Consider the following 12,206-nt stretch of genomic DNA (forward strand, 5'->3'; position numbering starts at 1 on the left):
AGCTGCGACCATGGCATCCAAGCGCGACAAGATCCGCCTGACCTCCTCGGCCGGCACCGGACACTTCTACACCACCGACAAGAACAAGAAGAACACCCCGACCAAGATCGAGATCAAGAAGTACGATCCGGTGGTGCGCAAGCACGTGATCTACAAGGAAGGCAAGATCAAGTGACCTGAGCGGCCGCTGCGGCGGGCGCATGTCGGAATCAGAAAAGCCCGCCGTCCGGCGGGCTTTTCTTTTGCCGCGCGTGGCCTACCCACCCGCGCCATGCCGGCACGCGGAAGCGGTCGGCATGCGGGTGCTGCGCGGCCTGCCAGCCGACGACCGGCAGTGCGCGAAAATGCTGCGGTGCGGTACGATTCCGGGTCGCCCGAAAGAAGCTGACGACCGGATTCCCGGTCCCGATGCGTTCCGCGCAGGCCGTTCCGGCGACCAACGCCGCGCCGGATCCGGGCACGCCGGATCCGCGCAGGCTCCCGCCCATCCATGCCACGGAGTGCCCATGTCGTACGAACAGGTCGAAAAGCTCATCAAGGATCACGCGGTCGAGTTCGTCGACCTGCGCTTCGTCGACATGAGCGGCCGCCAGCACCACATCACCTATCCGGTCCGGGCCGCAGGCCCCGCCCTGTTCGAGGACGGGCGCATGTTCGACGGATCTTCGCTGGCCGGATGGAAGGGCATCAACGAGTCGGACATGGTGTTGCTGCCCGATGCCGCCAGCGCCTACCTCGATCCGTTCACCGCCGATCCCACCCTGGTGCTGGTCTGCGACGTGCTGGAACCGGCCACGATGCAGGCCTATTCGCGCTGCCCGCGCTCGGTCGCGCATCGCGCCGAGGCGTTCCTCAAGGCCAGCGGCATCGCCGATACCGCCTACTTCGGTCCGGAGCCGGAGTTCTTCGTGTTCGATTCGGTGCGCTGGGGCAACGAGATGGGGCACGCCTTTTTCGAGATCGATTCGGAAGAGGCCGCCTGGTCCGCCGCGCGCGAGTACCCGCACGGCAACAGCGGTCACCGCCCCGGCGTGAAGGGCGGCTACCTGCCGCTCCCCCCGAGCGACACCCTGCACGACCTGCGCGGCGAGATGGTGAAGGTGCTGGAGTCGCTCGGCATCGAAACCGAAGTGCATCACCACGAGGTGGCCACGGCGGGGCAGTGCGAAATCGGCGTGAAGTTCGACGCGCTCCTGACCATGGCCGATCGCCTGCTTACGCACAAGCACGTGGTCAGGAATGTCGCCCACCGCGCCGGCAAGACGGCCACGTTCATGCCCAAGCCGCTGGTGGGCGACAACGGCTCGGGCATGCATGTGCACCAGTCGCTGTTCAAGGACGGGAAGAATCTTTTTGCCGGCGAGGGCTATGGCGGGTTGTCGCAAATGGCGTTGTGGTACATCGGCGGCATCTTCCGGCACGCCCGCGCCATCAATGCCTTCAGCAACTCCACCACCAACAGCTACAAGCGCCTGGTGCCGGGTTTCGAGGCTCCGATCCTCCTGGCCTATTCGGCGCGCAACCGCTCGGCCTCGTGTCGCATCCCGTGGGTTTCGAGCCCGAAGGCGCGCCGCATCGAGATCCGCTTCCCGGATCCGGTGCAGAGCGGCTACCTGGTCTTCTCGGCGCTGCTGATGGCCGGCCTCGACGGCATCCGCAACAAGATCGATCCGGGTGCGCCGAGCGACAAGGATCTCTACGACCTGCCGCCGGAGGAGGAAAAGAACATCCCCACCGTCTGCCACTCGCTCGACCAGGCCCTGGAGGCACTCGATGCGGACCGTGACTTCCTCAAGGCCGGCGGGGTGTTCAGCGACGACTTCATCGACGGCTACATCGCGATGAAGATGCGCGAGGTCACCCGATTCCGCGCCGCCACCCACCCGCTGGAATACGCGCTCTACTACGGGCTGTGAGCGGATGCTTCAGGGCCGGCGGATTCAGCCGCCGGCCATCGCCAGATAGGTGTCCTTGAGCCGGACGTAGTGCGCCGCGCTGTAGCGCAGCGACTCCAGTTCGCGCTCGCTGAGCCGGCGCACGCAGCGCGCCGGGTTGCCCAGCCACAGCTCGCCCGAGCCCACGGTCTTGCCCGAAGGCACCAGTGCGCCGGCACCGACGAAGCCGTAGTCCTCCACCGTGGCACCGTCCAGCACGGTGGCACGCATGCCGATCAGGCAGAAGCTGCCGATGCTGCAGCCGTGCAGGATCACGCCGTGGCCCACCGTGGTGTCCGGACCGATGACCGTGGGGAATCCGCCTGGCCGGGTGTAGGGGCCATCGTGGCTGACGTGCACGATGCTGCCGTCCTGGATGCTGGTGCGCGCGCCGATCCGGATGAAGTTGACGTCGCCGCGCAGCACCGCGCCTGGCCAGATCGAGGCGTCGTCGTCCAGTGTGACCTGGCCGATCACGGTGGCGGCCGGATCGACGTAGACGCGCGCACCGAGCGCGGGCGTGGCGTGCAGGAAGGGGCGAACGGGCGTCATCGGATCGTGGGGCGGATGGACCAGGCGGTGCAGTTTAGCCGCGCGCGGCCGCGTCACCATCACCCGCCGGTCGCCGAGCCGGATCGTGGCCGGCGCGTTCACAGCCAGCCCCGTTCGGCGAAGCTCGTCACCTCGTCGCCGATGACGAAATGATCGAGCACGCGCACCCCCACCAACTTGAGTGCCTCGCGCAGGGTCACGGTGAGCGCGCGGTCCGAGGCGCTGGGTTCGGCGATGCCGCTGGGATGATTGTGTGCGAACACCACCGCGGCGGCGTTGTGCTCCATCGCGCGCCGCACCACCTCGCGCGGATGGACCTCGCTGCTGTCGAGCGTGCCCATGAACAGCTCCTCCATCGCGATCGGGCGGTGCCGGGTGTCGACGAACAGGCAGGCGAAGACCTCGCGCGTGCGATCCCGCAGGCGGGCGCGGAAGTACTCGCCTGCGTGGCGCGGATGGGTGATGGCACCGGGGCGATCGAGCCCCGTCGCCAGGTGGCGTGTGGCCAGTTCCAGCGCCGCTACCAGGCGCGCGGCGCGCGCCGGCCCGAGCCCGGACTCACGCACCAGTTCCCTGCCCGGGAGCGCGAGCAGGCCGCGCAGGCCGCCGCGGCGCGCCAGCAGCTCGCGCCCCAGATCGATGGCGTTGCGCCCCGGCAGCCCGGTGCCGAAGAACACCGCCAGCAGCTCGGCGTCGGACAGCGCCTCCGGCCCGCGGGCCAGCAGTTTTTCCCGCGGCCTTTCTTCGGCCGGCCAATCGCGCAGGTTCATGTCGTCCTCCCATCGGTTCAGGACCATCCTTCCTGATCCGGTGCGCCGCCGGCATCGGTTCGGAGCGGGTTTGAAGTAAGCTGATCGCCCCGTTCCGGCATAGGACTTCTCCGATGCGGCCACGCCTTCGCCGCCCCCTCGCGCTCGTTCGCGGGCATCGGGCATGAGCACGACGCCGCAGCGCATCCTGCTCGGCGTGAGCGGCGGAATCGCGGCTTACAAGGCGGCCGATCTGGTGCGTCGCCTGCGCGAGCGCGGCGCGCAGGTGCGCGTGGTGCTGACGGAAAACGCCGAGCGCTTCGTCACCGCGCTGACCTTCCAGGCCTTGTCCGGCGAGCCGGTGCGCACCTCGCTGTGGGACAGCGCCGCGGAAGCCTCGATGGGCCACATCGAGCTGGCGCGCTGGGCGCAGCGCGTGCTGATCGCGCCGGCTTCGGCCGATCTGATCGCGCGCCTGGCGCAGGGCCAGGCCGATGACCTGCTGACCACGCTGTGCCTGGCGACCGAGGCACCGTTGTTCCTCGCACCCGCGATGAACCGGGTGATGTGGGAGCACCCGGCGGTCCAGGCCAACCTTGCCACCCTGGTCGAGCGCGGTGCGGTGCTGCTCGGCCCTGATGCCGGCGGCCAGGCCTGCGGCGAAACCGGCGCGGGGCGAATGTGGGAACCGGCTGCGATCGCCGATGCGGTCGTGACGCCCGATCCCGATCCCGAGGCCGCCGCTGTCCTCGCCGGACGCCGCCTGCTGCTGACCGCCGGGCCCACGGTGGAGGATCTCGATCCGGTGCGCTACCTCGGCAACCGCAGCTCCGGCCGCATGGGCTACGCCGTGGCCGCGGAAGCGCAGCGGCTGGGCATGCGCGTCACCCTGGTGTCCGGCCCGGTGAATCTTCCCGTGCCGGCCGGGGTCGAGCGCATCGCGGTGCGCAGTGCCGAACAGATGCTGGCGGCGGTGACGGATCGCGTCGCGCAGTCCGACCTTTTCATCGCCACCGCGGCGGTCGCCGACTTCCGGCCGCGCGAGGCGAGCCTGGAGAAGATCAAGAAGCGCGGCGACGGCGGCCTGACCCTGGAGCTGGTACAGAATCCCGACATCCTTGCGGAAGTCGCGGCGCGGCAGGATCGGCCCTTCGTGGTCGGCTTTGCCGCGGAAACCCACGAGGTCGAGCGCTACGCGCGCGACAAGCTGGAGCGCAAGCGTCTGGACATGATCGCCGCCAACCGCGTGGGCGAGGAGGGCTCGGGCTTCGACGCCGACTGCAATGCCCTGACCGTGCTGTGGCCCGAGGGTCGGCACGAGATCGCGCGCGCCGACAAGGCGCAGGTGGCACGGGAGTTGCTGGCGGTCATTGCCCAGCGCTTCCGGAATCGCCCATGACCCTGCCCGCTGCCCCATGGTCGCCGGAGCGGACCACCTTTCCCGACGTGGCCGTGCGGCTGCTTGATCCACGCCTGGGCGTGGAGTTTCCGCTGCCCGGATACGCCACCCCCGGTGCCGCCGGGCTCGACCTTCGCGCCATGGTCGAGGCACCGCTCACTCTGATTCCCGGCCAGAGCGAACTGGTGCCCTCCGGCCTTGCAATCCACATCGCCGACCCGGGCTGGTGCGCGGTAGTGCTGCCGCGCTCGGGCCTGGGGCATCGCCACGGGCTGGTGCTGGGCAACCTCACCGGGCTGATCGACGCCGACTATCAGGGTCCGCTCCTGCTCAGTCTGTGGAACCGCAGCGACAGGCCATTTACCATCAGCCCCGGCGATCGCGTCGCGCAGCTGGTGTTCATCCCGGTCGGCCGGGCCCGTCTGGTGCCTGTCGATGCCTTCGCCCCCAGCGCGCGCGGCGAGGGCGGGTTCGGGCATACCGGCACGGGTTGAGCGCGCGATCGGGCACCCAGGGGGAATCAATGGCAAAGCGCAACAAGAACGAGCCACGCGAGGGCCTGCCGCTGCCGCCGCAGGTCAGCATCGGCATCCTGGGCGTTTTCGCGCTGCTCGCGCTGCTGGGCGGCGTGGGCATCCTGTGGCAAACCTGGCGCGCCTCCAACACCGAATCGTTGGGCCCGCGCCTGGAGCAGTTGCGCACCAGCACCGCCGCCGCGATCACCCGGGACGTCCTCCAGATGCAGGAGCGTCTGGATGTCGCGATCCAGGAACCGCGCCTGCGCGCCGACGTGGCTGCCGGCGAGTTCGAGGATGCCGTCGCGCGCCTGCGCACCGACTGGCCCGACGTCGGTGATGTCGCCCTCTACGCCTCTTCGCTCGACGACCCGTTCTCCGAAGAATTGGCCGCGGTAGGCTTCGGCAAGCTCGCGCTGCTGACAGCGGCGGTAAACGAGCGCGCCAGCCGGGTCGGCGTCGTGGGCAAGGACGCCGCGCTCTCGCTCGGGCTTGCTGCCCCAATCCCGGGCGATGACGGCGAGCCGCTGGCGGTGGCCTATGGCACCGTGCCGCTGGACACCATCACCGGTTCGGTCAGGGCGGTCAGCCTTCCGGGCGGCTACCTGGAGCTGCGCAGCGGGCAGCGGGTGCTGGTGCAGATGGGCGATTCGAACCTTCGCTTCGCCACCGAGTCCACCATGATCGAAGGCATCGCGCTGCAGATCGCCACCGCCGCCCCCGAATTCGTGTCCACCCTGCCTTATTCGAAGACCACCCAGCTGGGCCTCGGCATCGGCGCGCTGCTGATGGGTGCCCTGCTGGTGTGGAAGCTGCTCAAGACCCTGCAGCTGGCCTCCAGCCGTGGACGGGAGGTGGAGCCGACGTTTGCCGAAGCCCTGCGCCAATCGGAGCTGGAGGCAGAGCGCGCACCGGCCGCCGCCGCGCGCCGCGCGCCGCCCGGGCCCGCCCCGGAACCGGCCGCGAAGAAGCCCGCGCTGGCGCTGGATCGCAGCATATTCCGCGCCTATGACATCCGCGGCGTGCTGGGCAAGACCCTGAGCGATGATATCGCGCGCCTGCTGGGCCAGGCGATCGGCACCGTGATGGCCGAGCGCAATCTGCGCGAGGTCGTGGTCGGACGCGACGGGCGCCTCTCCGGTCCCGAGCTGTCCGACGCGCTGATCGAGGGCCTGCGTCTGGCCGGGCGCGACGTCATCGACATCGGCATGGCACCCACGCCGGTGGTGTATTTCGCCAGCTACCAGCTCCACACCGGCTCCTGCGTGGCGGTGACCGGCAGCCACAACCCGCCCGACTACAACGGCTTCAAGATCGTGCTGGGCGGTGAAACCCTCGCGGGAGAAGCGATCGAAGACCTCTACTTCCGCATCATCGACGGCCTGCTGGATCGCGACGGCGGCGGCGGCCTGCAGAGCATGGACGTGTCGTCCGAGTACATTTCGCGCATCGCCTCGGACGTGCAGCTCGAGCGTCCGATCAAGGTGGTCGTGGATGCCGGCAACGGCGTGGCGGGTGTCATTGGCCCGCAGGTGCTGGAGGCGATCGGGGCCGAGGTGATGCCGCTCTACTGCGACATCGACGGCGAATTCCCCAACCATCATCCGGACCCGAGCGATCCGGAAAACCTGCGCGACCTGATCCACCTCGTGCAGAAATTCGAGGCCGACATCGGCCTGGCCTTCGACGGCGACGGCGACCGCCTCGGCGTGGTGACGCGGGAAGGCGAGGTGATCTACCCCGACCGCCTGCTGATGCTGTTCGCCCGCGACGTGCTCATGCGCAACCCGGGTGCCACGATCATCTACGACGTCAAGTGCACCGGACACCTGGCCGGGCAGATCCTGCGCAACGGCGGCAGCCCGATCATGTGGAAGACCGGCCATTCGCTGATCAAGGCCAAGATGCGCGAAACCGAGGCCGAGCTGGCCGGCGAGATGAGCGGACACTTCTTCTTCCGCGAGCGCTGGTTCGGCTTCGACGACGGCATCTATTCCGCCGCGCGCCTGCTGGAAATCCTTGCCGCCGACGACCGCAGCCCGGAAGAAGTTTTCGCCGAGCTGCCCAAAGGGGCCAGCACGCCCGAGCTCAAGGTGCCCATGGAAGAGGGCGCGCACTACGCCTACGTCCGGGAGTTCGTCGAGAAGGCCCGCTTCGAGGACGCCAAGATCTCGACCATCGACGGGCTGCGCGCCGACTGGCCCGACGGCTGGGGCCTGGTGCGCTGCTCCAACACCACGCCCAGCCTGGTGCTGCGCTTCGATGCCGACGACGAGGCCGCGCTGGCCCGCATCCAGCAAGCCTTCCGCGAGCAGTTGCTGGCGGTCGATCCGGACCTTGCCCTGCCGTTCTAGCGCTCCGTCCCGCAGGTTTCCCGCCTCGTCACGCCCGCGCCGGCGGGCGTCCATCGCCTTGAAATCCAAAGTAAAGCCGCCGGTTCCCCGCCCTCGCGGGGGCGGCAGTCCAAGCACATTCCCGGCACCGCGGCACGCCGGAGCCTGTCGTCCATTCCCATGCGGAACCGCAGCGCCCGGCCGCCGCTCGGCCCGCCATCACTTCAGCGTCACGCGCCGGCGATTGTCGTCCGAAACCCGATCGATCAGCGTGTTGTAGGGATCGATGCCGGCATCGTAGGGTTCCGCATCCACCACCAGCTCCAGCGTGGTTTCGGTCTGGTCGAAACGGTGGCGGGCGAGGTAGAGCACGGTCTCGTCGTCTTCCTTGCCGCCCTCGGGGCGCGCGAAAATGCCGACCTCGATCTCGTTGGTGACCGGCACCCCGGTTTCCTTGCCCTGCCCGTCGGCCTCGAACTTGGCTGCGTGCAGCTTCAGCGTGACCGCGTACCTGCCGTCGTCGCGCTTCACCGCGGTGGCTTCCAGCGCGCGGTTGTCGAAGAACACGATCTTCTCGAACAGGTCCTCGATCAGCGGGTGGAACGCCGGGTCGGTGTCCTCGCGCAGGTAAGCCAGCAGCTCGCGCGAAGTGGTGTAGGGCGGCTCCTGGTAGCCCTTGTCTTCCAGGAAGCGCTTGAGGATCGCGTTCAGCGTGTCCTCGCCGATCGCGTCGCGCAGCGCGTAGAACACCAGCGAGCCCTTCTGGTAGTGGATGTACTGCTGGTTTTCCACCAGCGCCAGCGGCAGCTCCTCGCGTTTTTCCATGGCGCGCGACATGAGGTACCGGTCCAGCTCGTACTTGAGGAACTTGCGCATCCGCGCGCGGCCGTACTCCTTCTCCATCACCATCAGCGCCGAATACTGCGCCAGCGACTCGGACAGCATCGTGGAGCCCTGCACGTTGGCACCGATCACCTGGTGCGCCCACCACTGGTGCGCGACCTCGTGCGCGGTGACGTAGAACACGTAGTCGATCTTTTCCGCGTCGCGCAGGTCGGTGACGAAGCCGATGGCTTCCGAATAGGGCACGGTATTGGCGAAGGCCTGGGCAAAACCGGCGTAGGCGGGGAACTCCAGGATGCGCAGCTGGCGGTGCTGGTAGGGCGTGAAGTGGGTGCTGAAGTAGTCCAGCGACTTCTGCGCGGCCTCGATCATGCGTTCGACGTTCCAGGCATGCTTGGGGTCGTGATAGACCTCGATCGGCAAGCCATTCCACTCGCCGCGCGCCACCTCCCAGCGGGCCGACAGCCAGGCCGCGAAGTTGAGCATCGGCACATCCATCGTGTAGTGGAAGTGGCGGCGGCCGTTCTCGATCCACTCGCGCTGCAGATAGCCCGGTGCCAGCGCGATCTGGTCGGGCGTCGTCGAGATCGTGGTCTCGAACCGCAGCCAGTCGGCATCGGCGGCGATGTAGGTGTTGGCGCGTGCCGCCTCGTCGTCGATCGAGGCCATGCGAGGCACCTCGCCCAGGTCGCGCTTGCGCCGCTCGTTGCGGTCCTCGATCTGGAACGACTCGATGTAGCCGAACTGCGGGAATACGAAGCTGTTGAAGAAGCTGCCGTTGTCCACGATGGCGGTCTGGGCGCGGCCGTTGGGAAAGCCCGCCTGTCCCAGCGTCAGGCGGAAGTCGAAGTCCATTTCCGCGCCCGGGGCGAGCGGCTGGTCGAGCCGGTAGATCGCGTAGTCGAGCACCTCGTCCTGCAGCACGACTTCGTGCGGGGCGAATTCCAGCACCAGCCGGCTGTCGCGGAATCCCGCCGGCACCACGACGTGCAGCTCGTTGATGGCTTGGGCGTGGCGGTTCTTCAGCCGATAGTGCCCGCGCACGTTCGCGGTGCGCGTCTCCGGATGCAGGTCCACGTCCACCCGCATTTCGGTGATGCGCGGCTGGGCGATGCCCTTGTACTGGCGGTACTTCTTCTCGTAGTCCGCCTGACGGTCCAGCGCCACGTCACCCGGCACATACTCGTTGAGCCGGTGGGTGTTGTGGAAGATGAAAAGGCCGCTGCCGGCGAAAACCGCCAGCGCCAGCGCCGCCGCGACCGCCGGGCCGGGTGCGAGGCGGCGGCGCGCCTCGCGCAGGCGCTCGGGGAACGTGGCGCGGTTGCCGCGCACCCAGAACAGCAGGCCGGCCACGAACAGCAGCGCCGCGAACGCGCCCCAGTACAGCCGCAGCCAGGCCCAGCCGATGAGGAAGTGGCCGTAGCCGTTCATGTCCGAATAGGGCAGGGGCGGCGTGCCGAACGGACGATAGAGCAGGTCGTCGAAATCGAGGAAGCCCATCGTCGCGCGCAGCACCAGATACACCAGCATCAGCAGATAGCCGATGAACTTGTTGTTGCTGATGACCTGCAGGAACAGCGCCAGCACGCCCATCAGCACGAAGCCGGAGCACTCGATCAGCATCCGCGACAGGTACAGCCCCGGCTCGATCGCCACCCCGCCGCGGATGAGCTGGTAGACGATCGTCACCGCGATGCCCGAGGCATAGAACAGCAGCACCACGCCGGTCAGCGCCACCAGCTTGGAGGCCAGCGCGATCCAGTCGGCGTTGGGATAGGCGTCGGTGACCTCGGCGATGCGCGCGCTGCGCTCGCGGAACACCAGCTCGCCGGCGTAGAACACCACGATGATCAGCAGGAACAGGGAGTAGGAGCCGGTGACCAGGCCGACCATCGTGGCCGTGGTCGGATAGCGCGGGGTGCCGAACATCTCCATGCCGAAACTGAGGTTGACGATCAGGATCATCAGCCCGAACAGTCCCATCACCAGCAGCGGCACGCCGCGCAGCACGCCCTTGAGGTCAAACCCGGCCAGGTGCAGGAACTGGCGCCACTGCGCCCCGAAGCCGGTGGCGAGGGTGACCGCGGGAAGCGTCAGCGCCGCGGTACGCGGGGCTGCGGGTGCCTCCGCGCTGGCGGTGGGCTTGCGCCGGCGCAGCGTCCAGCCTTCGCGGTCGGTGCGGAACAGCCGCCACGCCGCCCACAGCAGCAGCGCGCCCAGCGCCAGCCAGATCGCGCGGTTGACCAGCAGCAGCCCGGACAGCGGCGGGACCAGCGTGTTGCGTTCGCTGATCGACCAGTAGCGCGTCGCCTCCTCCACCGCCGCCATGCCATAGGGATCGAGCAGCGCGCCGATCCAGCGGGTGTCGAGATCGGCCGTGAGCGTGCCGGTGATGATGTTGAACACCAGGAAGGCGATCACCCCGACGTAAGTCATCAGCATCGAGCGCGTCGCCACCGCCAGGCAGAACAGCAGCGCGCCCATGAAAAAGAGGTTGGGCAGGATCAGCACCGCCAGCGCCCACAGGTAGGGCGCGGCGGTTGTCGGCCCCAGCCGTTCGGCGTCGACCCAGGGCATGAAGGTGCCGACGAAGATGCCGAGCGCCACGCCCAGCATGATCAGCCCGGCCATGCCGAGGCCGCCGGCGAAGCGGCCGAGGAGGTAGTCGCGCTTCTTCACCGGCGTGGTGAAGAACAGCTCGGCGGTGCGGTTGTCGAAATCGCGCAGCGCCGCGCCGCCGATGAAGATCACCGCCAGCAGCATCGCCAGCGAAATGAAGGCACCCAGGAGATAGACGATGACGTAGGGCGCATTGCGGTTGACGTTGCCGATGGCCCCGCCCACCTGCACCGCGTCGGAGCTGGCGGCACCGAAGGCGAGCAGGGCGAACACCGAGAACACCACCCAGAATACGGGGCTGGAGAACTGCTGGCGCAGCTCGAAGGCGAAAATGGTCCGGAACATGGGCGTGACCTCAGGCAGCGCTTGCCGCGGCCTGCGCGCGCAGCCGGCCGAAATAGACGTCTTCCAGGTCCGGCGCGATGGCTTCGAAGCCCTCCTCCGGGCGCGTGTCGGCAAGCACGTGGATCACCGGCACGCCTGCCACCAGGCGCGTGGACAGCACCACCAGATCTTCCTGGTAGCGTGCCAGCGCGGCCTTGGGCACGGTCTTGCGCCACACCCGCCCTTGCAGCGAGGCCATGGCCTCGCGCGGCTCGCCGGTGAGCAGCACCTGGCCGCGCGAGATGATCGCCATGCGCGGACACAGGTCGGTCACGTCCTCGACGATGTGGGTGGAAAGGATCACCACGACGTGCTCGCCGATTTCCGACAGCAGGTTGAGGAAGCGGTTGCGCTCCTCCGGATCGAGCCCTGCGGTCGGCTCGTCCACGATGATCAGCCGCGGATCGCCGAGCAGCGCCTGTGCGATCCCGAAGCGCTGGCGCATGCCGCCGGAAAAGCCGCCCAGCTTCTGCCCGCGCACGTCCCACAGGTTCACCTGCCTGAGCAGCGCTTCCACCACCTCGCGGCGCTCTTTCGCATTGACGATGCCCTTCAGCCGGGCGAAGTGGTCGAGCATGGTGATCGCCGGCTCCTTCGGATAGACCCCGAATTCCTGCGGCAGGTAGCCCAGCCGGCGGCGCGCCTCGGCTTTGTTCGCCAGCAGGTCGAGATCGCCGAGGTGGATGGTGCCCGAGTCCGGATCCTGCAGCGTGGCGATGGTGCGCATCAGGGTGGATTTGCCCGCGCCGTTCGGCCCCAGCAATCCAAACATGCCGGTCGGAATATCAAGCGAGACGCCGGTGAGCGCCGCGACGCCGTTGGCGTAGGTCTTGGAGAGGTTCTTGATCGACAGCATGGGGTCGGGTTCCGGTAAAAGA

10 protein-coding genes are annotated in these 12,206 nt (G+C 68.3%); 5 read left to right on the top strand and 5 right to left on the bottom strand.

Annotated features, from left to right (window positions below):
* The first annotated feature begins 10 nt into the window (after positions 1-10).
* Positions 11-175: a 50S ribosomal protein L33 gene (gene rpmG, locus WB794_RS07700; protein WP_337335270.1), complete on the top strand. Its 165-nt coding sequence runs from the start codon at positions 11-13 to the stop codon at positions 173-175.
* Between the two features lie 34 nt (positions 176-209).
* On the opposite strand, the gene WB794_RS07705 is transcribed toward rpmG, so the two are convergent.
* Positions 210-545, bottom strand: a complete 336-nt coding sequence (locus WB794_RS07705) for a hypothetical protein (protein ID WP_337335271.1) — start codon at positions 543-545, stop codon at positions 210-212.
* Between WB794_RS07705 and glnA the strand changes: the two genes are divergently transcribed.
* A complete protein-coding gene (gene glnA / locus WB794_RS07710; RefSeq protein ID WP_337335272.1) occupies positions 507-1,916 on the top strand; it encodes a type I glutamate--ammonia ligase in 1,410 nt (469 codons plus the stop codon). The genes WB794_RS07705 and glnA overlap by 39 nt on opposite strands.
* Positions 1,917-1,940: 24 nt before the next feature.
* On the opposite strand, the gene WB794_RS07715 is transcribed toward glnA, so the two are convergent.
* A complete protein-coding gene (locus tag WB794_RS07715; RefSeq protein ID WP_337335273.1) occupies positions 1,941-2,486 on the bottom strand; it encodes a gamma carbonic anhydrase family protein in 546 nt (181 codons plus the stop codon).
* 98 nt (positions 2,487-2,584) lie between these two features.
* Positions 2,585-3,256 (bottom strand): RadC family protein, encoded by a 672-nt coding sequence (radC, locus tag WB794_RS07720; RefSeq protein WP_337335346.1) that lies wholly within the window; start codon positions 3,254-3,256, stop codon positions 2,585-2,587.
* Between the two features lie 163 nt (positions 3,257-3,419).
* On the opposite strand from radC, the gene coaBC reads away from it, so the two are divergent.
* The 3 genes from coaBC to WB794_RS07735 are packed head-to-tail and all read left to right on the top strand — an operon-like array spanning position 3,420 to position 7,503.
* Positions 3,420-4,634 carry a bifunctional phosphopantothenoylcysteine decarboxylase/phosphopantothenate--cysteine ligase CoaBC gene (gene coaBC, locus WB794_RS07725; RefSeq protein WP_337335274.1) on the top strand — a complete coding sequence of 405 codons (1,215 nt, stop codon included), beginning with the start codon at positions 3,420-3,422 and terminating at the stop codon, positions 4,632-4,634.
* Positions 4,631-5,128, top strand: a complete 498-nt coding sequence (dut, locus tag WB794_RS07730; protein ID WP_337335275.1) for a dUTP diphosphatase — start codon at positions 4,631-4,633, stop codon at positions 5,126-5,128. The genes coaBC and dut overlap by 4 nt, the downstream gene beginning before the upstream one ends.
* 29 nt (positions 5,129-5,157) lie before the next feature.
* Positions 5,158-7,503, top strand: coding sequence for a phosphomannomutase/phosphoglucomutase (locus tag WB794_RS07735; RefSeq protein ID WP_337335276.1), 2,346 nt, complete (start codon positions 5,158-5,160; stop codon positions 7,501-7,503).
* Between the two features lie 198 nt (positions 7,504-7,701).
* On the opposite strand, the gene WB794_RS07740 is transcribed toward WB794_RS07735, so the two are convergent.
* Entirely contained in the window at positions 7,702-11,289 is a 3,588-nt protein-coding gene (locus tag WB794_RS07740) for an ABC transporter permease/M1 family aminopeptidase (RefSeq protein ID WP_337335277.1), read from the bottom strand.
* Between the two features lie 10 nt (positions 11,290-11,299).
* Positions 11,300-12,184 carry an ABC transporter ATP-binding protein gene (locus WB794_RS07745; protein ID WP_337335278.1) on the bottom strand — a complete coding sequence of 295 codons (885 nt, stop codon included), beginning with the start codon at positions 12,182-12,184 and terminating at the stop codon, positions 11,300-11,302.
* Between the last annotated feature and the right edge of the window lie 22 nt (positions 12,185-12,206).

This window comes from Denitratimonas tolerans, assembly GCF_037203605.1.
In the GTDB taxonomy this organism is placed as follows: Bacteria; Pseudomonadota; Gammaproteobacteria; order Xanthomonadales; family Xanthomonadaceae; genus Denitratimonas; species Denitratimonas tolerans.